This is a genomic window from Cellulosimicrobium funkei (genome assembly GCF_001019615.1).
In the GTDB taxonomy this organism is placed as follows: domain Bacteria; phylum Actinomycetota; class Actinomycetes; order Actinomycetales; family Cellulomonadaceae; genus Cellulosimicrobium; species Cellulosimicrobium cellulans_E.
The window spans coordinates 100498-121628 of record NZ_JNBQ01000004.1 but is presented as its reverse complement, the minus strand read 5'-3'; the positions used below and the strand labels follow the sequence as shown (position 1 = coordinate 121628).

Genomic DNA, 21131 nt, shown 5'->3' with positions numbered 1-21131 from the left:
TCCAGTCGTTCCTCGGTCACGGCGCCGCGCGCCGCCCGCCACCCCGGCCCGGTGGACCAGGTCGTCTCGGCTAGGCCGTCACGTCCGCCGAGCCGGCAGCTCGCGAGCTCCTGTCCTCGACGATGCTCGCCGCCTCGGCGTACGCCTCGCCGAAACCGCGGAGATTCTCCGGGCTCATCACGGCGGGGAAGCGAGGGGGGTCGAGCGCCACGCCAGGGTAGCTGTTCGCCAGGTGGACGTCGTGCCACCACGTCCGCAGGACTGCAGGATCAGGCACGAGCGTCTCCCAGCCGCGACCAGCGACGAACTCCGCCATCGCCTCACCGTCCCGGACGAGAGCCACGTTGGGCAGGACCGTCCACGGCATGGCAGCACCCATCACGACGCGCTGTCCCCGAACCGCGCCCTCGAGACCCGCTGTGCCGGTCGGGGTGAAGGTGAACTCCGCCCCCACGGCGAGCTCGGTGGTGTTCGACGTCGGGTCGACGGCCACGATGTTCCTGTGCGCGTCCAGCTGCTCCCAGAACGACGGGTCACGGCGCCAGATGAAGTTCTGGTGCTCCTTGACGACGAGCTGGATGCCGTGCGGCTCGAGCGCGTCGGCGAGGCGGACGGCAGCATGGACCTGGTCCCGCCACTCGGGCGCGATGACGTCCACCGACGACTCCGGCTGGACGTGGAACGGGAAGAGGACGTAGCGACCGCTGGGTGGGGCATCCCATGCGCGCGTGCGGTAGTGACGCAGGTTCATGCGACCGCGCACCACGTTGAGCCAGGGCAGGTGGACGTAGTCGCGCACCTGCGGCAGCTGGAGGTTCTTCCCGTGCTCGAGGCGGAACTCGTTGACACGGTCCTTCGCGAGCCGGAAGATCTCCGAGGCGCCTTCCGCCTGCGAGTTCGCGACGAAGTAGTTGGGCCGTTTGCGCCCCTCGACCACGTCGGCGAGCAGCGAGTCGGACTCCTCCTGCGCGATGTCGACCGGGTGCTTGCGCGGGATGGGGGTGATGCCGCGCGGGGTCGAGACGAGGGCGAAGCGGTCGCTCGGGTGCCGCAGCGTGCGAGGCCAGAACTGGAGGCCCCCGGCCGCCGCGACGAGCCCGGAGAGGACGATCTCGCTGGTCACGGTGAACTCGGCGATCGCGATCGTCGGCCCGTCGACGACGCCCTCGAGCGTCTCCGCCGCGAGGTTCGCGAACGAGATGCCGACGTCCGCCGGGCGACGCCGGAGCGCGCGTTCGCTGAGCACGACGTCCCACGGGTCGAGGCCGGCGCCTTCGGCGGCGCGGGCGAGCGCCGGCCGGACGGTCGTCCCCACGACCGGGTTCGTCTTCAGCGCCTCCTCGTACGGGAGGTACACGACGTCGGCGTCCGGGGCGTTGCGCTGTGCCCAACCGGTGTTGGCGCGGGTCCGCGCGACCAGCACGAGGTCCTTCGTGGCGAAGCCCGCGTCGACGAGCGCGCGCAGGTGGAAGTCGTCCCACCCGAGGCCCATGTGCAGGATCGGTCTCATGTGTGCTGAAGCCTCCAACTACTCGTTGCTCGCCGCGCTCGCGGACGTGCGGGCACGCTGCACCCAGGCGGCCACGGCCAGCAGGGGCAGGCTGATGAGTGCGACGACGATGACGACCGTACCGGGGGCTGCGAGCGCGGCGGAGACGACGAGGATCGGAACTCCGCCGGCCACCCAAGCGGGCCAGCCCACGAAACGGAGGGGCACGTCTGACGACGCGGCCCGCCAGGTCGCTACGAAGAGCAGACTGTACGCGACCAGCTTGGCCACCGCGAGCGCCTCCAGGCCGCTCGCGGCGACGGCGAGCCCGCCGCCGAGCACGAACAGCACGGCGATCACGGACGCGACCCCCGCGAGGCGCCCGGTTCGCCCGTGCTCGATGAGCGCGAGGCTGCACGCCAGGTAGAGGACGTACGGCACCGCGGTCCATGCCAGGATGCTGACCAGCGTGACGATCGCGGCGCGGTCGAACTCCGGTCCAGTCAGGATCGCGACCGCCCACGGCGCGACGACGGTCACGAGGGCGCCGACCCCGGCGAGGAGCAGCCCGAAGAGGACTGCCGACCGACCGGTCCACTGCCATCGGGTCCCCGGGTCCCTGCGGTAGACCGCCGGTCCCCATGCGTTGTAGATCGCCGTCGCCGCGACGAACGCGACGTTCCCGAGGAGCAGGGCCGGCTGGTACGTCGCGACCGCCGTCGGCCCGCGGAAGGCGCCGGCGATGATCGTGTCCCCGCTGAGCAGGACGAGCATCGCCACGCCGTGCGGGAGCATGGTGAGCGCCGTGCGGGTGGCCACCCGGGTGCGCGGCAGGTCGTGCCACGGCCAGACCGGTCGGGTGACCGTGACGGCAACCACGGCGAGCCCGAGCAGCGTCGCCATGAAGCCGAGGAGGTAGGTCTCGGCCGTGCGGCTGAACCACGACAGGCCGATGCCGACGAGCTGCGCGCCGAGCGTGGAGGCGATCGCCATCGTGGCGAACGCGAGCGGCCGCTCGGTGGCACGGAAGACGGACTGGCAGGCGATGACGCAGGTGAGCCCCGCGGAGCCTACGGTCACCACGAGCACCGTGAGCGCGGTCGCGCTCGACCCGGCCAGCAGGAGGAGCAGCGCGGCGACGGCTCCGAGGGCGGCGGCACCCATCGCACCGACGATCATGATCCCGACGAACACGCGTGCGTCGCGGACCCCGCCCTCCCCCCGCTGGTGGTCCCGGAGGATGAGCTGGGGAAAGCCCGCGGCGAGGACCGTGGCCACGGTCTGCGTGAGGACGATCGCCAACGCGACCTTCCCGTACTCCGTCTCGCCGAGCAGACGCGTGGCGAAGGGGGTCACGGCGAGCACCGCGAGTCCCTGGATCGCAGCACCGATCAGGTAGAGCAGGCCGTTACGAGTCATTCGATTTCACCTGGGGTGTCCGTGAGGGCGACGGGCGAGAGCGGATGCCGCTACCAGGCTGTCCAACCGCCGTCGACCGCGACGGTCTGACCGGTCACGTACGAGGCGGCGTCGCTCGCGAGCCACGCCACCGCCCCGCGCATGTCGTCCTCGGTCGCCATCCGCGCCAGGGGCGTCAGCCCGGAGTACCGCTCGACGAACCGCTCGTCCTGGCCTCGGGCGATCCCGCCCGGGGCGACGGCGTTCACGCGGACCCGCGGCGCGAGCACGGTCGACAGGTACCGCGTCAGCTGGCCCACGCCGCCCTTCGTCGCGCCGTACGCGGCGGGGTTGCCCATCGTGGTGCCGTCGTAGAGACGCATGTTCGGCCCGACCAGGCCGTAGATCGAGGAGATGTTGACGACCGAGCCCCGGCCGGAGGCGGCGAGGAGCTCGGCCGCTCGCTGGGTGAGGGCGAACGGCACGAGGAGGTTGAGCCGCGTCGCGGCCAGGAACGCCTCGGAGGTCTGCTCGGCGAACGGGACCGCGTACCCGGGCACGCCGCTGGTGCCGGTGAACGCCGCGTTGTTCACGAGCACGTCGAGGCGCCCGTACGTGCCCTCGACGGCGGCGAGGACCGTGTCGGCCGCGTCGTCGGCCATGAGGTCGACGACGAGGGCGGAGTGCTCGCCCTCGGCGACCTCCCGGAGCCCTTCGAGCGCACGGGCGCACGCGGCCTCGTCACGGTCGACCAGGCACACGTGCGCGCCGGAGTCGGCGAGCGTGCGCCCGAGGACCGAGCCGAGCGGGCCGGCGCCACCGGTCACCAGGGCCACCCGGTCGCGCAGGGAGAAGAGCTCGCTCGTCGGGCGGTGCCCGTTCATGCCACGTCACCCGCCTCCGGGAGCCGCAGCACGCCGGCCGACGCCAGGGCCTCGACGAGTCGGAACTCTTCCTCGTCGTCGATCGAGAACGCCTCGTTCTCGGGGATCTCGAACGCGGCGAAGGTCCCCTCGTCGAGCCAGCTCGAGGAGAGCGCCCGGACGTAGTCCGCCCGCCACAGGTAGAACGAGCCGTTGACGCGCAGGTAGGTCCGGCGCGTGTCCTGCCTCCGCGTGATCCCCGCGGCCTCGGGGAAGTACCGGTGCAGCACCCCGTCCGCACCCGTCTCGACACCCACCCACAGGGGGTCGAAGCGAGGGGCCGAGACGCTCACGACGCCGTCGATCTCCGGGCGCTCGCCGAGCATCCCCACGGCCTGCTCGATCTTGGCGGGGTCGCGCCCCGGGCTCGTGGGGTCGAGGAGGAGGACGGCGTCGTAGGGCTCGCCCTCCTCGGCCTCGACGGCCTCGAGCGCGTGCCGGATCACGGGCGCCATCGGGGTGTCGTCACGGGCGAGCTCGTCCGGACGCAGGAACGGGACGTCGGCCCCGTACTCCTTCGCGACGCCAGCGATCCCCGGGTCGTCGGTGGTGACGATCGCCCGGGCCACGGACCGCAGCTCCCGGGCGCACCGCACGGTATGACCGATCAGGGGGACGCCGGCGAGCGGCCGGACGTTCTTGCCCGGAAGGCCCTTGGACCCTCCCCTCGCCGGGATGACGGCAAGGACTCTCATGCTCACGCGAACTCCGTACGTCGTTGGCCTGTCGATTCCCGGACCCGCTCCCCGATCCGCACCGCGAGCAGCGCGGTCTCCAGATCGAGGAGGTCGTCGCCCTGCCCTGCGCCGAGCGCGAGCAGGGCCTGGGTCTGACGGGAGAGGATCACGTCGCGATCGTGGTCCTGAGGGTACTCGGTCGACGCGACCGACCCGTCGGCGCCGACGGTCTCGACACGGGCGCCGAGGACGTCCCAGAGCACCGACCCGTCCGGCGACGTGACGAGCATCGAGCGGCGCGCCGGGCGCGTGACGTAGTCGATGCGGATCGAGACGTCGGCGCCCTCCGCCGTGCGCCACGAGAGGTCCGCCGACTCGTCGACCGCGAGGCCGAGCACCGGCGACGGGACGTCCGACGCGTGCCCCTCGAGGGCGACCGGGCGGCCGAAGGTCCACAGCGCGTAGTCGATCTCGTGGACGAGGTCGCGCAGGACGCCGCCCTCCCCCGGACGCGCCGAGTACGAGTCGCGGTAGTCCCGCTCGGGCCGCCAGCCCGGCAACCAGCTCTGTGCGACGACCCGGGCCGCGACCGGACCGCCGGGCAGCGCCGTCACCGCCGCGCGGGCGTCGCGCAGGCCCTCGTGGAAGCGCAGGGGCGCGCTGACGCGCACGCGGTCTCTCCGCGGGTGGGCGAGCAGCGGCGCCGCGTCCGCGGCGTCCGCACAGAGCGGCTTCTCGACGAGGACGACGCCCGCGCCGGCGTCGAGCGCCTCGATCGCGTCGTCGACGTGGCGCGCGGTGTCCGTCGCGACCACGACGACGTCCGCCTCCTGCGGGAGCTCGGCGGCGATGCGCGCGTCGCCGAGCTCCGGCGAGCTCGCGCGCCCGGGCCGGACCGGGACCGCCACGAGGTCCTGGACTCCGAGAGCTCTCAAGACACGAAGGTGCCGGGCACCGATGGAGCCCGTGCCCCGGACCACAGCCCTGCCGATCACGACCGTCCTCTCCCGCGCCCGCCGACGATCCGTGCGGACCGCGGCTCTAGTATGGCGGCATGCACGCCACGGACCGACAGGCGATGTCGTGACTGCCCTGATCCTCCTCGGTGGCGGCGGTCACGCGCGCAGCGCCGCGGACGTCGCGACGCGCCTCGGACGGGTCGTGCGGGCGGTCGTCGCCCCCGGGGGCGCCCCCGGCTGGACGGTGCCCGTGGTCGACACGCTCGACGAGGTCGAGACCGCGGACGCCGAGCTCCTCGTGTGCATCGGCGACAACGCCGTCCGGTCCCGCGTCACGGCGGAGGTCGAAGGGCTCGGGCTGCGGCTCGGCACGCTCGTCGCCCGGACCGCAACCGCCGGGTCGCCGGTGGCGGCCGGCACCCAGATCCTGGAGCACGCGCACGTCGGACCGGGTGCGAGCGTCGGCCGCGGCGTCATCGTCAACACCCGCGCGACCGTCGAGCACGACTGCGCGGTCGGTGACTTCGCACACGTCGCGCCCGGCGCGACGCTGCTCGGCTCCGTGAGCATCGGGGCATGTACGCTTGTGGGCGCCGGCGCGACCGTGCTGCCAGGCGTGCAGGTCGGTGCCGATGCGGTGATCGCCGCAGGTGCCGTCGTCGTGAGAGACGTGGCGCCCGGACGGCTCGTCCGTGGCGTCCCGGCACGAGCGCTCGACCGCTGACTCCCCCCTCGAGAGGCTGCCTTGGAACACGTCAGGATCGGAAACCACGTGCTGGGCGGCGACGCCCCCTTCGTCATCGCGGAGGTCGGCGTCAACCACGACGGAGACGTCGGCAAGGCCCACGAGCTGATCGACGTGGCGGCCGATGCCGGCGCGTCATCGGTGAAGTTCCAGACCTTCGAGCCCAGCGCGCTCGTCGCGGTGGATGCCTCGGCCGCCCCCTACCAGGAGGCCGCCACCGGTTCGACCACCCAGGCGGAGATGCTCGAGGCGCTCTCGCTCCCCCGCGCGGCCTGGGCCGAGCTGTCGGACCACGCGCGGGAGAAGGGGCTCGTCTTCCTCTCCACGCCGTTCGACCTCTCGAGCGCCGACCTGCTCCTCGGCCTCGGAGTACCGGCGCTCAAGGTCCCGTCCGGCGAGCTCACGAACACCCCGTTCATCTCGCGGCTCGCAGCGTTCGGCGTGCCGCTCCTCATCTCCACGGGGATGGGCAGCGTCGACGAGGTCGCCGCCGCGCTCGACGCGGCCGCCGCGGCCCCCGGTCTCGCGCTCTTCCACTGCGTCTCGGCCTACCCGGCGCCCGCCGAGGACTGCAACCTGCGCGCCATCCCGGCCATGGCGGAGCAGTTCGACGTGCCGGTCGGCTGGTCGGACCACACCCCCGGCCTCACCGCCGCGGTCGCAGCCGCCGCGCTCGGGGCAACCCTCTTCGAGAAGCACTTCACCCTGGACCGCACGGCGCCCGGGCCCGACCACGCCGCGAGCCTCGAGCCCGCCGAGCTCGCCGCGTACGTCACGGCGATCAGCGACTCGATCGCCATGCTCGGCGACGGACACAAGCGACGGATGCCGAGCGAGGAGGAGAACGCGCCGCTCGTGCGTCGCGGCTGGCACGCGGCTCGTGACCTCGCCGTCGGCGACGTCCTCGGCGAGGACGACATCCTCGCGCTGCGGCCCGAGAGCGGTGTGTCGGTCGCCGTGGACGTACGGGGTGCCGTCGTGACGCGTGCCGTCCGCGCAGGGGCCGCCCTCGACGCCGAGTCGATCTCGAGCGCGGGTCGCGCTGGATGACGGTCTGCGTCTTCGTCGGAGGCCGGGCCGACCTCAGCCCGCTCGCCCCAGTCCTGCGCGCGCTGGCGCAGGGTGACGACCGCGTCGTCGTCCTGACCGCCGTCGGGTTCGACGAGGACGGCGCGCTCGCCGCGCTCGACGCCGAAGGGCTCTCGGGCCTCGAGGTGCGCGCGGTCGGGCCGCGGCTCGGGGGCGACAGTCCCGCGGACGCCACGGCGTGCGGCAGCGAGATCTCGCGGGGGATGCCTAGCGCGCTCGACGGCGCGTCGTGCCTGGTCGTGCTCGGCGACCGGTGGGAGCTTCCCTGGGTCGTCATGCCCGCCGTGCTCGCCCGGGTCCCCGTCGTCCACCTGCACGGTGGCGAGGTCACCGAGGGCGCCATCGACGAGCGGGTGCGGCACGCCGTCTCCAAGCTCGCGGACGTCCACTGCGTCGCCTCCGGGGAGAGCCGGGCGCGTCTCGAGCAGATGGGTGAGGACCCAGGGTCGATTCACGTCACCGGCGCACCAGGGTTGGACCGGCTCGTCCGTGCCGCCCCGGCGTCGGACGACGAGCTCGCGCGGCTCGCAGGCCGGCCGGTCACCCGGCCCCTCGCGCTGTTCACCTACCACCCGGTCACCACCCAGCCGGTCGCCGAGGTCGTCGGGAACGGCGTCGCCGCGCTGCGCGGGACGGCCGACGTCGTCGGGACCGTCGTCGTCACGCACCCCGGGCCCGACCCGGGCGGCCGCCAGCTGCGCGACGCGCTCGTGGAGAGTGCCCGGGACCTGCCCGGCTGCGTGGTCGTCCCGTCCCTCGGGCCCGCGTACCCGAGCGTGCTCGCCGCCTGCGACGTCGTGGTAGGGAACTCGTCGTCCGGGGTCATCGAGGCTGCGAGCGCCGGAGTCCCGGCGGTGGACGTCGGCGAACGCCAGGCCGGCCGGCTCCGGGCGCCCTCCGTGCAGCACGTCGTGGACGGCCGGGAGGCCGTGCGCGACGCCGTTCGTCAGGTCCTGGTCGACGCTCGGCCGAGCCGCACGGACAACCCGTACGGTGACGGGGACGCGGCCCGCCGGATCCTGGACACGATCCACGGGGTCCCCGCGACGGCCGGAAGCAAGCGTTTTCGGGACGTGTACTCTGCCGTGTGCTCGGACGGAAGGAGAGATCAGTGACGCGACCGGCGCAGGTCGGTGAGTTCGTCACCGACGCCTCGGCGACGCTGGGCGACGCGATGTCGCTCATGGACAAGTCAGGCCACGAGATTGCCGTCCTGGTGAACACCGACGGCTCCCTCGCGGGCGTGCTCACGGACGGCGACGTCCGGCGCGGGATCCTCGCCGGAGCGACGCTCGCTACTCCGGCGCTCGGGCTCGCCTCCCGGACGCCGACCACGGTCCCGGAGGGGACCAGCCGTGCGCACGCTCTGGACATCATGCGCGCCACCCGGCTCGAGCAGCTCCCGGTCCTGGACGCGGCGGGGCACGTTGTCGGCCTGCACACGCTGGCGGACATCGCCGGCCGGGAGGCCCGGCCGAACGTCGCCGTCGTGATGGCGGGAGGCCGTGGCGTGCGGCTCGGCGAGCTCACGCAGCACACGCCCAAGCCGCTCGTCCCGATCGCGGGTCGACCCATCATCGAGTGGATCATCCTCAACCTCGTGAGCGGCGGAGTCTCGCAGGTCTACGTGACCGTGAACTATCTCGCCGACAAGATCGTCGACCGGCTCGGCGACGGCTCCGGGGTCGGCGCACGGATCGAGTACGTGCACGAGGACCCGGAGATGCCGCTGGGGACCGCCGGGTCGCTCGGCCTGCTGCCGCACGGCGAGCTGCCGGACGCCCCGCTCGTCGTGACCAACGCCGACCTCATGGCGCAGTTCGAGGTCGGGGACCTGCTCGACACGCACCGCGCCCGGGGGCACGCGGTGACGGTCGCGACGCGACGCTACGAGCACCAGGTGCCCTTCGGCGTCGTCGAGCGCGGCGACGACCACCTCGTCACGGGCCTCGTGGAGAAGCCGGTCCTCGACGTGGAGGTCAACGCGGGGATCTACGCACTCTCCCCGGAGGTGCTGAACCTCGTGCCACGAGGCCGCCCGAGCACGATGCCCGACCTGGTCGAGGCGTGCCTCCGCGGCGGACACGGCGTGGGTGCGTGGGCCATGGAATCAGACTGGATCGATGTCGGAACACCTCGCGACCTCGCGAGAGCTAGGGGTATGCAGTGAGCTGGGAAACTCTGTCCGGGAAGACCGTCCTGGTGACGGGCGCCGACGGCTTCATCGGGAGCCACCTCGTCGAGCGCCTCGCCGCGGACGGCGCCGACGTTCGCGCGATGTGCCTGTACAACTCGAACGGTTCCGCGGGATGGCTGGACGATTCTCCCGTCCGCTCCGACGTCGATGTGCAGCTCGGCGACATCCGCGACGCCGAGCACGTGCGCGCCCTCGTCCGCGGCGCCGACGTCGTGCTGCACCTCGCCGCGCTCATCGCCATCCCGTACTCGTACGTCGCCCCCCGCTCGTACGTCGACACGAACGTCACCGGCACGCTCAACGTGCTGGAAGCCGTGCGCGCCGAGGGCACGCCGCGGCTCGTGCACACCTCGACGTCGGAGGTCTACGGCACGCCCGACACCGTCCCGATCACGGTGTCGCACCCGCTGCGCGGCCAGTCTCCTTACAGCGCCACGAAGATCGCCGCCGACAAGCTCTGCGAGTCGTACGCGCTCTCGTTCGAGACGCCGGTAACCGTGCTGCGGCCGTTCAACACTTTCGGCCCTCGGCAGTCGACCCGCGCCGTGATCCCCACGATCCTCAACCAGCTCCTCGCGGGCGTGGAGGAGGTTCACCTCGGGGCCCTGTCGCCCCGGCGCGACTTCACGTACGTCGCCGACACCGTGGACGGCTTCGTCCGCGCAGCAGGCACGGCGCTCGACCCGGGCACCGTCGTCCAGCTCGGCACCGGGCGTACCGTCTCCATCGAGGAGACGTTCGACCTCTGCACCACCGTGACAGGCTCCCAGGCGAAGGTGGTGTCCGAGGAGCAGCGCATGCGCCCCGACGGCTCCGAGGTCGAGGTGCTCCTGTCGGACCCCTCGCAGGCCGCCGAGCTCCTGGACTGGACCCCGCAGACGTCGCTCGAGGAGGGCCTGCGCCGCACGGCGGAGTGGCTCAGCGGTCGCGTCGACGTCGAGAAGGCGGCGATCTACCACCGATGAGCGCCGCGACCATCCCGCTCGCCGTCCCGAGCATCACCGAGCACGAGATCGAGCGCGTCACCGAGGCCGTCCGTTCCGGCTTCGTGTCCTCGGTCGGTCCGTTCGTCACCGAGTTCGAGCACCGCTTCGCGGACGCCGTCGGGGCCGAGCACGCCGTGGCGTGCGCGTCCGGCACCGCCGCGCTGCACCTCGCGTTCGCAGCACTCGACGTCCCGCGGGACGCCGAGGTCGCAGTGGCTGACTTCACCTTCGTAGGGTCAGCCAACCCGGTCGCCTATGTCGGCGGACGCCCCCTCCTCGTGGACAGCGAGCGCGTGACGTGGAACATCGACGAGGACCTCCTCCTGGAGGACCTCGAGGGGCGGCTCCGGAGCGGTCGCCCGCTGCCCGCAGCGATCGAGGTCGTCCACATCCTCGGTCAGCCCGCCCGTATCGACCGCCTGGTCGAGTTCTGCGCCGAGCACGGCGTCGCACTCGTCGAGGACGCTGCCGAGTCGCTCGGCGCACGCTGGTCGGACGGGCCGCTCGCCGGTCGGCACACCGGCACCGTCGGTACCGTGGGCGCGTTCTCGTTCAACGGGAACAAGATCGTGACCACCGGCGGTGGCGGCATGCTCGTCACCGACGACGCGCGCCTGGCCGCCCGCGCCCGTCACCTGTCGACCCAGGCGAAGGTCCCCGCCGTGGGGTATCTCCACGACGAGGTCGGGTTCAACTACCGCCTGACCAACATCGCGTCCGCCCTCGGCGTCGCGCAGCTCGAACGCCTGGACCAGCTCGTCGGACGACGCCAGGAGGTCGCCGCCCGGTACGACGGTGCGCTCGCCGGTAGCGGGCTGACGACGCCTCCGCGCATCCCGGGTCTCGACGCCACCTACTGGCTCTACTCGGTGCTCGTGCCCGCCGACGGCGGCGAGACGCTCCGGGACGAGCTCCTCGCGCACCTCGAGAAGGCAGGCATCGGGGCGCGGCCGCTGTGGCGGCCACTGCACGTCCAGCCGCCGTGGTCCGGGGCCGAGCGCCTCGGCGGTGAGGTCGCCGTCGACCTGTTCGAACGTGGGCTCTCTCTGCCGTGCTCCTTCGAGCTCACCGAGAGCGAGCAGGACCGCGTGATCGAGACGACGATCGAGTTCCTCGCCGCCCGCTCCTGAACCACGCAAGCGGACGGGGTCGCTGCGGCGACCCCTCCGCTCGCGCGCGCCGCCCCTCTCAGGCTTAGCCTCGAAGAGGAAGGAAGGTGCGCACGTGCGGTGGTCTGGACGTCTTGCCGGGGTCGCGACGGTCGTCGCGCTCCTCGTTCCTGTCGGGTTCGTGGCGCCCGTGACGGCTGCCACGACGGTGGTCGAGCGCGTCACGATCCCTGGAACCGGCAGCATCACGCTCGCGGGCCGTGGTTACGGTCACGGGATCGGCATGTCCCAGTACGGAGCGCGCGGGGCCGCGTCCCAGGGCGTCGGCTATCAGACGATCCTCGACTTCTACTACCCGGGAACCAGTCGGGCGACCATCGCCAACACCGCGCTCCGAGTGCTCATCATGGCCGACACCGACGACGACGTCCGGTTCGTCGCCAGCAGCGGGATGACGACCACGGACGGGAACGGTGCGACGCGCGCGCTCGCCATCTCCGGGGTGTCAGTGAGCCAGTGGCGGATCGTCCGTACGTCCGCCGGGATGGTCGCCTACGGTCTCGTTTCGGGGACGTGGCGCGCTGCAGGCTCGGCGATGCGCGCTCCCGTCACCGTGTCGGCGACGGCCGGCTCGATTCGCCTCGTCCGTCCCGACGGGACGCAGCGGGAGTACCGCGGCAGCCTCCGCGCCATCGATGACGGTGCGTCGCCGAACCTCCGGACGGTGAACGTCGTCCCCATGGAGAGCTACCTCCGCTCGGTCGTGCCCGCGGAGTCCCCCGCGAGCTGGCCGGCGGACGCGCTGCGTGCGCAGTCCGTCGCCGCACGTACCTACGCCGCGCAGGACCGCGCGAGGAGCACCGCGCGTGCGTGGGACACGTGCGACACCACGTCCTGCCAGGTGTACGCGGGTTACCGGTCGTACTCCTCGTCCGGGACCCTCCAGTCGACGAACGAGCAGGCGAGCACGAACACGGCGATCACGGACACGGCCAACCAGATCCGCACGTACGGCGGTGCACCAGCCTTCACCCAGTTCAGCTCGTCGAACGGCGGGTGGACGGCGCCGGGCAGCCAGCCGTACCTCGTCGCGAAGCGTGACCCGTGGGACGCCGTCGGGAACCCGGTGCACGCGTGGCGGGTGTCCGTCACGCCTGCCTCGATCCGTGCTGCCTACCCTGCCGTCGGAACGCCCCGCACGCTCACCGTGACGCGCCGCTCGGGTGCGGGCGAGTGGAGCGGGCGCGTCGAGTCCGTGACCGTGTCCGGGACCACCGGGAGCACGACCGTCACGGGAGCACAGTTCCGGACGGCCTTCGGGCTCCGAAGCACCTGGTGGAAGGTGACCGGGAGCTCCCGGCTCGACTCCGACTTCACCGCCGACGGCCGGTCCGATCTGCTCGCCCGCCGCCCGGACGGTCGGCTCATGGTCTACGAGTCCGACGGCGCAGGGGGCTTCGCCAGCGGTCCACGGGACATCGGTGGCGGTTGGCAGGCCATGCGGTTCGTCGAGCGTGGCGCGGACCTGACCGGAGACGGCAACCCCGACATCGTGGCGGTGGACGGCAGCGGCTACCTCTACGTCTACCGGACGAACGGCTCCGGCGGTGTCGGGACGCGGACCCGGGTCGGGGGAGGTTGGGGTGCGATGCGACACATCGCCGTCCCCGGCGACCTGACCAGGGACGGTATGGCGGACCTCGTGGCGATCGACCCCGCGGGCCGCCTCCTCCTCTACGCAGGTCGGGGCGACGGGACGTTCGCCCTCCGGGGCGGGGTCAGCAACAACTGGCAGGCTATGAGTGCCCTGCTCGGCGCGGGCGACCTGAACGGCGACGGCATCGCGGACCTGCTCGCCCGGCACGCGGACGGGAGCCTTCTCCTCTACGCCGGCAACGGGAGCGGCGGTGTGCGTGAGGCACGGCTTCTCGGAAGGAACTGGCAGGACATGACCTACCTGACCGTCAGCGGTGACTGGAGCGGCGACGGCTCGCAGGACATCCTTGCCGCACGCGCTGACGGTGTGCTGCACCTCTACACCTGGACGGGTGGCGGCAACGTCAACCCAGGTGTCCCCATCAGCAGCAACTGGCAGACGTACGACCTCCTGCGCTGAGCGGGGTCACGTCACCACACCCCTGACCGATCCGTACGCCCGCCACCCGAAGAAGCCGGAACGACCGTTCCCGGAATAGAGCATCACCGAACCGTCAGGTCGAACACCGACGAGGTCCGGGCGCGCGTCACCGTCGACGTCACCGACGCCCACGATGCGGGAGTACGCCTGCCAGCCGCCGCCCAGTCGTACCGGGGACCCCAGCAGGGCTGCCCCGTTCCCGGCGCGCAGCTGAAGCGAGCCCGATGTGTCGCGGGTCAGCAGATCCGGGGCACGCCCGCCACGCCACAGTCCTGCGGCGACGAGGTGGTCGACCGAGCCAGCACCTGTGGCGACGATCGTCCGCGGGGCGAACCCGCCGCGCCCGTCCCCGGGATAGAGGTAGATCCGACCCGTGTGACGGTCGAGCGCCATCAGGCTGGGGACACCGGTTCCGGTCCAGTTGCCGACGCCGATGACCTGTTCCATCACCTGCCATCCACCGCTGATGCGACGACCAGCGGCGAAGGAACCGGATCCTGTGCCCGCATGAAGGTACATCTCGCCGTCAGCCCGCCGCGTGATGAGGTCCGGACGACCATCGCCGTCCCAGTCTCCCGGAGCGATCGCTTCGACGGCAGGTGCCGCCGGGACTCCGGACGCAGCCAAGCGCGAGAAGTCTCCACGGCCGTCGTACCGGTATCGGAAAAGGAGCCCGTCCCGACGCACCGCGTAGAGGTCCTGCCCCCTCCCGGAGCGCGACGTGGACACGACCGTGGAGAACCCGGTCCACCCCGTTCCGAGCTGGGACCGCCCTCGATACCCGCCGCCCCCGTCGCCCACATAGAGCCAGAGCCGACCCGCGCCGTCGCGTGCCGCAAGGTCTACCAGCCCGTCGTCGTTCATGTCACCGACGCCGACGATCGAGGTCATTCCCTGCCACCCCCCGCCGACGACACGCGCCGACCCGGTGAACGAACCACGGCCGTCTCCCCGGTACACGAGGAGCGTCCCGTCGGCCCGGCGCGCGACGAGAGCGGGACGCCCGTCGCCGAGCTTCCCGATGGTGGAGAGAGCAGTCATGCCGCCCCACCCACCGCCGATCTTCCGCACCGGGCCGAACCCACCGCTGCCGTTCGACGGGTAGAGCATCAGCGCACCGTCGGCCTTGCGCCGGGCCAGCAGGTCCGCACGACCGTCCCCGTCCCAGTCGTGACCGCCCGTCACACCATCAAGACCGGACCATCCGCGGGAGATGACGCGCGGAGCCTGGAAGGCGCCGTCCGGACGACCCGGGTAGAGCCACATCGAGCCGCCGGAGTCGATGCGGAGCAGATCGGGTGTGCCGTCACCGTTCCAGTCCCCCGGGCCGATGGTGCGGGACCCGGCCCACCCGCCGCCGATCTGTGTCGACGGCTGCCACCCGGCGCTCGTGGCCGTGGCGAGGGCGAGGGATGTCGACGTCCGCGAGACCAGGTCGGGGAACCCGTCCCGGTTGAGGTCGCGCTGGTAGACCCGCGAGGCGGCGTCGCCCTGGAGTCCTCGGACAAGGTTCCGGAGCTCGGGAAGTCTCGAGTAGAGGTACTGTCCGGGGCACGTCGTCTGCCCGACGTCGCGATGCCCGAAGACCGTCGGGAGCCGCCCGCCGTTGATCGTCGTCGTGGTCCCGGCGGTCACGCCGTGCAACGAGAACTTCCACGCGATGACGCGCGCGGCGGCGCTGAGGGCCCCGCGCGGGACGGTCGCGGTGTCGTAGTTGCCCAGGAACGACACGCCGAAGGCCACGGAGTTCACCCCGGACGCGTGCGCAGCGATGATCGCGCGATCGACACCGCCCTTGCGCCCCTCCCACACGCGACCGTACTTGTCGACGAGGAAGTTGTAGCCGATGTCTCCCCAGCCGCGAGACTGCGCGTGGTAGACGTAGATGCCCCGGATCAGCGCTGGCACCTGTGCCGCGGTGTAGCTGTTGGTCCCCGCCGTGTGGTGCACCGTCGCGCCGACGACCCGCCCGAGCTGTGGCGTCCACGTCGAGATGGCCTCGTTCGCACCCCACTGTGCGCGCGAGTAGATGGTCGGCCGGGGTGTCACGGCTGCGGCGAGCGGGGCCTGCGGCACGACGGCGGCTGCCGCCGACGCGCCCGGGTGTGTGAAGGCGACGGTGCTCACCTCACCCAGGTCCAGGTCCAGGTCGCTCGTCGTCTGTTCGGACGGCTCGGTACCCGGCGCAGTGCCCGTGTCGCCCGGGGCGCTCTGGCCCTGGTCCGGGACGTCGGCGGAAGTCGCGGCGGTGCCGACCACGGCGAGGCGGGGGTCGGCTGGCCCGTCCCCGGGCTCGTGGCGGAGCGCGACCTCGACCGCGTCGACCTCGCCGGCGAGGTACGGCTCGGTCCCGTCCCGGGCGTCGGGGACCGGTTCGCCGTCGCTCTCGGCTGCGCCGGCCAGGTCCTGCTCGAGCGCGGACCACGGCGACCAGTCCGACCCTGTGCGGGTGCGGATCTCGACGGCGAGGTCGGCAGACGCCGTGCCAGGCTCCCACGTCACACCGACGACGACCACGCCGGCGGCGCCGGTCTCGGCGCTGAGGACGACGTCCCCCGCGCCGCCGGTGCCCAGCCGGCCCTGCTCGTCCGTCGTCCCCCCGAACGGGGTCGCGCCGTCGGGACCGTCCGCTCCCTCGTCCTGTCCAGAGAGCGACGGATCCGGATCGAGCGGGACCTCCTCCAGGACCGGCTGTCCTTCGCTGTCCTCGGTGGCGCCGACGGCGAGCGCACCGGAGCTCGCCTGCACCAGCGCGCTGCTCACGACCGGGGCTGCCGCGGCGTCCGCCGCGGTCCCGAGCACGGGCACGACCACCGACCCCACGACCGCCACGACACCGGCCGACACCCCTGCGACGAGCGACGTCGCCCTGCGTACCCGGAACACCCCGTGCCACCTCCGACCGGGCGAGGCCCCGATGCTCGCCCACGGCTGCCAGTATGTGCACGGCTTCGTCCGATCCGCGCGAGTTGCGCACCCCGCGCGTGTCACCCACGCGACCACGGAACTGTCACAATGGGGGTCATGCATCCGCCACAGACGCGTGGGCACGCGCCTGCCCGCACCCCGGAGAACGCGGCTCCGGCTCCGGCTCCGATCGACGACGCCTGGCTCGTCATCCCCTTGTACAACGAGGGTTCGGTGATCGGTGACGTCGTCCGCGACGCGCTGCCGACGTTCCCGCACATCGTGTGCGTCGACGACGGCAGCTCGGACGACTCGATAGAGCAGGCGCGCGCCGCGGGGGCCGTCGTCCTGCGCCACGCGGTGAACCTCGGTCAGGGTGCCGCGCTGCAGACCGGCATCGAGTACGTGCGCGAGCAGCCCGGCGCCACCTACCTCGTGACGTTCGACGCCGACGGCCAGCATCAGGTCTCGGACGCCGTCGCCATGGTCGAGCTGGCACGCTCGGAGGACGTCGCGATCATCTTCGGGTCGCGCTTCCTCGACGAGCGGACCAAGCCGGGGCTGATCAAGCGGGTGGTCCTGCGCGCGGCCGTGTGGTTCACGAACGCCACGACCGGCCTCAAGCTCTCCGACGCGCACAACGGGCTCCGGGTCCTGCGTCGCGACGCGGCGCTCGCCGTGAACATGACGCAGGACCGCATGGCGCACGCGAGCGAGATCGTCGACCAGCTCGCCAAGAGCGGCCTGCCGTGGCGCGAGGCCCCGGTGCACGTCCTGTACACGGACTACTCGCGAGGAAAGGGCCAGTCCGTGTGGAACTCGGTCAACATCCTCGTCGACCTCATCTTCAAGTGAGCGGGGAGCCAGAACAGTGCTGATCCAGGTCATCCTCATCCTGGCGGTCGTCGTCGTGACCGTCATGCTCACCCGCTCGACGGCGAACGCCCGGCACCAGGCGATCCGGCGGCTCCTGCTCGCCGGGTTCGTCGTGGCCGCCGTGCTCGCGATCATCTTCCCGAACGTGCTGTCGATGCTCGCCAAGGCCGTCGGCGTGGGCCGTGGCACCGACCTCGTCCTCTACGCGCTCGTCATCGCGTTCGTCAGCTACATCGCGACGAGCCACCGGCGGTCCAACCAGCTCAGCCGCAAGATCACGCTCCTGACGCGCGAGCTCAGCCTCGCCGAGGCACGCCTCTCGGCGGTCGACGAGTCGGTCGACCGGCTGGAGGAGACGACCGGCACGGAAGCGCGGGCCGAGCAGGCCTGACCCGCTCGACGCCCGTCAACGACGGCGGGCGTCGGCGCGGTACGCGCCGCGGCGCAGCACCTCCGGCACGAGACGGTAGCCGCCGCGCAGCACGGAGTTGCGGATCTCCTGGAGCGTCGTGGTGAACCCGATGCCGTGCAGACGACGCTGGAGCTCCAGCTCGGACCGCAGGAGCTGCGACCCGCCTCGCCGCGCGTACGCGCCGGCGCCCACGCGATACAGGACCAAGGGCTCGGGGACGTTACGAGCCCGGGCCCCGTTCGCCAGCATCCGCGCGAACAACCAGTAGTCCTCCATCAGCGGCAGGTCCTCGTACCCGCCGACGGCCGCGACGGCCGAGCGGCGGTACACCACCGACGGATGGTTGAACGGTGAGCGGAACCGCGCAGCACGGTCGATCTCCTCGGCGCTCAGCGGCGGAACGCGGACGAGGCCGGCGCCGGCGCCCGATGCCGGCTCGTCGGCCTCGAACTCCTCGATGGCCGACCCGACGATGTCGAGGCCGCCCTCGACCAGGGGTACCTGGACCGCGAACCGCTCGGGGCGGCTGACGTCGTCCGCGTCCTGGCGCGCGACGATCTCGTGGGCGCACTGCGCCAGGCCCTCCTCGAGCGCGACGGCGAGCCCACGGTTCCGCGGCAGCCGGACACGGCGCACGGGGACCGGGGACTCGCTCTCCAGCGTGTCGAGCGCGCGGTCCAGCGCCTCGCCGAGCGGGCCGTCCTCGACGACGACGACCTCCGTCGGGGCGAGCTCCTGCTCTGTCGTGACCGACGCGAAGGACCGGCGCAGGAACGCCACGTCGTCGCGGTGGTAGACCGGCAGCAGGACGGAGAAGGACGTCACCGTGCTCCCGCCGCTCCCGCGTCGACCGCCGCGACGGAACGAGCCTCGGGTCCGGCTCCGTCGAGGACCTGCGCGGACGGGCGGGGGCCGCGCAGCACGCCGTCCCGCAGCCCTCGCGCCCCGGCGCGCAGCAGCACGTCGCGGCGCTCGCTCCGCAGGAACGTGCGGGCCCAGCGACGCGCGCTCGCTCCGCTGTACAGGAGCCGCTCGACGGGGTCGAGCGACGACGACCGGGTGATCATCCAGATCTTGTTGCGCACCTCGTAGTAGAAGCGTTCGCCGGGGTCGGCGTCGGTCGAGCCGAACGCCTTGGTGCGGTGCTCGACGACGGAGGCGGGGACGGAGAGTCCCGTCCCGCGCCGCAGCAGCCTCGCCGAGTACTCGAAGTCGTCGTTCCAGATGAAGTAGTCCGCGACCGGGAGCCCGTGGTGCCGCACGGCGCGTGCGTCCACGAGCATCGACACGAACGACGACGACCGCACCGGCACGGCGCGCGCCGCCCGCGCGGCGGCGATCTCGGCCCCGGACGCCCCGGGACGGACCCGGGGCGTGTTCATCGGGTGGTCGCGCCCGTCGTGCCAGACGACGCGGCTGCCCAGGAGCGCCACCGGGCCGGGGTACTCGTCCCGCGCCTCGAGGAGCGCTCGCAGCGCGTCCGGGGTGGGGATCGTGTCGTCGTCCATGAGCCAGACGAGGTCCGCGTCGAGGACGTCGACGGCGTGCGCGAGACCCACGGCGAAGCCGCCGGCGCCCCCCGTGTTCCGGCTCAGCTCGACGACCTCGGCACCGACCGGGTGCTCCGCGGCGACGACGGCTGAGTCGTCGTCGGACCGGTTGTCGACGACGACCACCCGGTCGACGGGCCGCGTCTGCGCGGCGAGGGCGTCGAGCGCCTCGACCAGCAGGTCCCGGCGGTTGTAGGCCACGACCACAGCGACGACACGAGCGTCATCTGGTTCTCCACCCTTGTCTCGCACGGGGAGCAGGCTACCCGACCAGACGCTCGCGCCCGGGGTCACCGCAGGTCCGAAGCCGCCGGTTGGCGCCCTGCACAACTCCTCCACGGCACGAGCCCCCGGCCCGCGCCGTGGCCTCGCACGCGCCGCTTATGCTCGATGCCCGTGACGTCTCGTTCCCGTGCCCAGGCCAGCGCCGCGGCTGCCGACCGGCAGTCGCGCGGGCCGTCGCACGCGCGGGCGCTCCGTACGCACGGCGCCGCTCGGACGGTCGGCCTCGTGGCGACCGCGGTGCTCGCGTTCGGCGCGGTGGGCGGGGCGTCGGCGCTGTCGAACATCCAGGGCAACATCACCAGCTCGAACATCGACGGCCTGCTCACCGACCGCCCCGAGCAGCCCGACCCGACCGACCCGAACGCCGGCAAGCCGCTCAACATCCTCGTGATGGGCTCGGACGAGCGGGGCGGCGAGAACGGCCACGAGGTCGAGGGCGTCGAGGGCATGCGCTCGGACACGACGATCCTGGTGCACGTCTCCGCGGACCGCTCACGCGTCGAGATGGTCTCGATCCCGCGCGACTCGCGCGTCGACGTGCCGGCGTGCAACACGACGAGCGGCAGGACGACCGCACCCGCGAACACCCGGTTCAACGCCGCGTTCGCGAACGGCGCGACGGTCGGCGGCGACGTCGACTCAGCGGCTGCGTGCACGATCACGACCGTCGAGAGCCTCACCGACGTGTTCGTCGACGGCTTCGTCGTCGTCGACTTCGCCGGCTTCCAGAACATGGTCACGGCGATCGGGGGCGTCCCCATCTGCATCCCCGAGGCGATCGACTCGCCCAAGGCGGACCTCAGGCTCGACGCGGGGATGCAGACGCTCGACGGCGCCCAGGCGCTCGGGTTCGCGCGGGCCCGCTACGGCGTCGGCGACGGGTCGGACCTCAGTCGCATCGGCCGTCAGCAGCAGCTCCTCGCCGCGACGGTGAACCAGGTGCTCTCGAAGAACGTGCTCTCGGACCTCGGGCAGATCTACGGGTTCGTCGACGCGGGCACCAAGTCGCTCACCATGAGCGACAACCTCTCGTCGATCCCGAGCCTCGCCGGGCTCGCCTTCAGCCTCAAGGGCGCGACCAGTGGCAACATCACCTTCATGACCGTTCCGAACGCGCCGGACCCGCAGGACCCCGACGCGAAGGTCGTCTGGACGTCAGAGGCCGACGAGCTGTGGGCGAAGGTGCGCGCCGACGAGCCGATCGTCGCGCCCGCACCCGCCGCCGACGGGACCGCAGGCGGGTCCGGCGCCGCCGTCGAGGCCGCCGAGCCGCCGTCCCCGTCCGGCGCGGACGCGCCGACCGACGCGTCCTCCGAGCCTGCCCCGGTGCAGACCAAGGAAGCCGGCAAGGAGGCGTTCTCCGCCGCCGACGAGACCGCGCAGTGCGGGTGA

The 21131-nt window shown here is 72.5% G+C and carries 18 protein-coding genes; 10 read left to right on the top strand and 8 right to left on the bottom strand.

Annotated features, from left to right (window positions below):
• Window positions 1–70 precede the first annotated feature (70 nt).
• From FB00_RS06690 to FB00_RS06670, 5 genes are read right to left on the bottom strand one after another with little or no spacing between them, the layout of a single operon-like run.
• On the bottom strand, window positions 71–1510 hold the full coding sequence (locus FB00_RS06690) for a hypothetical protein (protein ID WP_052877503.1): 1440 nt from the start codon (window positions 1508–1510) through the stop codon (window positions 71–73).
• Window positions 1511–1528: 18 nt separating this feature from the next.
• Window positions 1529–2908, bottom strand: coding sequence for a lipopolysaccharide biosynthesis protein (locus FB00_RS06685; RefSeq protein WP_047232111.1), 1380 nt, complete (start codon window positions 2906–2908; stop codon window positions 1529–1531).
• A 50-nt stretch (window positions 2909–2958) separates the two neighbouring features.
• Window positions 2959–3771 carry an SDR family oxidoreductase gene (locus FB00_RS06680; RefSeq protein WP_047232110.1) on the bottom strand — a complete coding sequence of 271 codons (813 nt, stop codon included), beginning with the start codon at window positions 3769–3771 and terminating at the stop codon, window positions 2959–2961.
• On the bottom strand, window positions 3768–4505 hold the full coding sequence (locus FB00_RS06675) for a cytidylyltransferase domain-containing protein (protein ID WP_047232109.1): 738 nt from the start codon (window positions 4503–4505) through the stop codon (window positions 3768–3770). The genes FB00_RS06680 and FB00_RS06675 overlap by 4 nt, the downstream gene beginning before the upstream one ends.
• Window positions 4506–4507: 2 nt before the next feature.
• Window positions 4508–5467 carry a Gfo/Idh/MocA family oxidoreductase gene (locus FB00_RS06670; RefSeq protein WP_269429997.1) on the bottom strand — a complete coding sequence of 320 codons (960 nt, stop codon included), beginning with the start codon at window positions 5465–5467 and terminating at the stop codon, window positions 4508–4510.
• A 103-nt stretch (window positions 5468–5570) separates the two neighbouring features.
• Between FB00_RS06670 and FB00_RS06665 the strand changes: the two genes are divergently transcribed.
• The 7 genes from FB00_RS06665 to FB00_RS20990 all read left to right on the top strand — a co-directional run bounded on the left by FB00_RS06665 (window position 5571) and on the right by FB00_RS20990 (window position 13688).
• Window positions 5571–6170: a NeuD/PglB/VioB family sugar acetyltransferase gene (locus FB00_RS06665; protein WP_047232108.1), complete on the top strand. Its 600-nt coding sequence runs from the start codon at window positions 5571–5573 to the stop codon at window positions 6168–6170.
• 21 nt (window positions 6171–6191) lie between these two features.
• Entirely contained in the window at window positions 6192–7241 is a 1050-nt protein-coding gene (locus FB00_RS06660) for an N-acetylneuraminate synthase family protein (protein ID WP_052877501.1), read from the top strand.
• A complete protein-coding gene (gene neuC / locus FB00_RS06655; protein ID WP_047232107.1) occupies window positions 7238–8395 on the top strand; it encodes a UDP-N-acetylglucosamine 2-epimerase in 1158 nt (385 codons plus the stop codon). Before FB00_RS06660 ends, neuC begins: the two co-directional genes overlap by 4 nt.
• Entirely contained in the window at window positions 8392–9450 is a 1059-nt protein-coding gene (locus FB00_RS06650) for a sugar phosphate nucleotidyltransferase (protein ID WP_231581749.1), read from the top strand. Before neuC ends, FB00_RS06650 begins: the two co-directional genes overlap by 4 nt.
• Window positions 9447–10442, top strand: a complete 996-nt coding sequence (locus FB00_RS06645) for an SDR family NAD(P)-dependent oxidoreductase (RefSeq protein ID WP_047232106.1) — start codon at window positions 9447–9449, stop codon at window positions 10440–10442. Before FB00_RS06650 ends, FB00_RS06645 begins: the two co-directional genes overlap by 4 nt.
• On the top strand, window positions 10439–11593 hold the full coding sequence (locus FB00_RS06640) for a DegT/DnrJ/EryC1/StrS family aminotransferase (protein WP_047232105.1): 1155 nt from the start codon (window positions 10439–10441) through the stop codon (window positions 11591–11593). The genes FB00_RS06645 and FB00_RS06640 overlap by 4 nt, the downstream gene beginning before the upstream one ends.
• 94 nt (window positions 11594–11687) lie before the next feature.
• On the top strand, window positions 11688–13688 hold the full coding sequence (locus FB00_RS20990) for a SpoIID/LytB domain-containing protein (protein WP_156186321.1): 2001 nt from the start codon (window positions 11688–11690) through the stop codon (window positions 13686–13688).
• Between the two features lie 6 nt (window positions 13689–13694).
• Here the strand turns inward: FB00_RS20990 and FB00_RS06625 are convergent, their stop codons facing one another.
• Window positions 13695–16595 carry an FG-GAP-like repeat-containing protein gene (locus FB00_RS06625; protein ID WP_197088764.1) on the bottom strand — a complete coding sequence of 967 codons (2901 nt, stop codon included), beginning with the start codon at window positions 16593–16595 and terminating at the stop codon, window positions 13695–13697.
• Window positions 16596–16733: 138 nt separating this feature from the next.
• Here FB00_RS06625 and FB00_RS06620 point away from each other — a divergent pair, with 138 nt between their 5' ends.
• Together FB00_RS06620 and FB00_RS06615 are read left to right on the top strand one after the other, a co-directional pair.
• The gene (locus FB00_RS06620) at window positions 16734–17471 is read left to right on the top strand and encodes a glycosyltransferase family 2 protein (protein ID WP_047232191.1); all 738 of its coding nucleotides are present in this window, start codon (window positions 16734–16736) and stop codon (window positions 17469–17471) included.
• 16 nt (window positions 17472–17487) lie between these two features.
• Complete coding sequence (locus tag FB00_RS06615) at window positions 17488–17883, top strand: DUF2304 domain-containing protein (protein WP_082141069.1); 396 nt, start codon at window positions 17488–17490, stop codon at window positions 17881–17883.
• Between the two features lie 15 nt (window positions 17884–17898).
• Here FB00_RS06615 and FB00_RS06610 read toward each other — a convergent pair whose 3' ends face one another.
• Together FB00_RS06610 and FB00_RS06605 are read right to left on the bottom strand one after the other, a co-directional pair.
• Window positions 17899–18729, bottom strand: a complete 831-nt coding sequence (locus FB00_RS06610) for a glycosyltransferase (RefSeq protein ID WP_047232103.1) — start codon at window positions 18727–18729, stop codon at window positions 17899–17901.
• Window positions 18726–19655: a glycosyltransferase gene (locus FB00_RS06605; protein WP_231581748.1), complete on the bottom strand. Its 930-nt coding sequence runs from the start codon at window positions 19653–19655 to the stop codon at window positions 18726–18728. The genes FB00_RS06610 and FB00_RS06605 overlap by 4 nt, the downstream gene beginning before the upstream one ends.
• Before the next feature lie 189 nt (window positions 19656–19844).
• Between FB00_RS06605 and FB00_RS06600 the strand changes: the two genes are divergently transcribed.
• Complete coding sequence (locus FB00_RS06600; protein ID WP_082141068.1) at window positions 19845–21131, top strand: LCP family protein; 1287 nt, start codon at window positions 19845–19847, stop codon at window positions 21129–21131.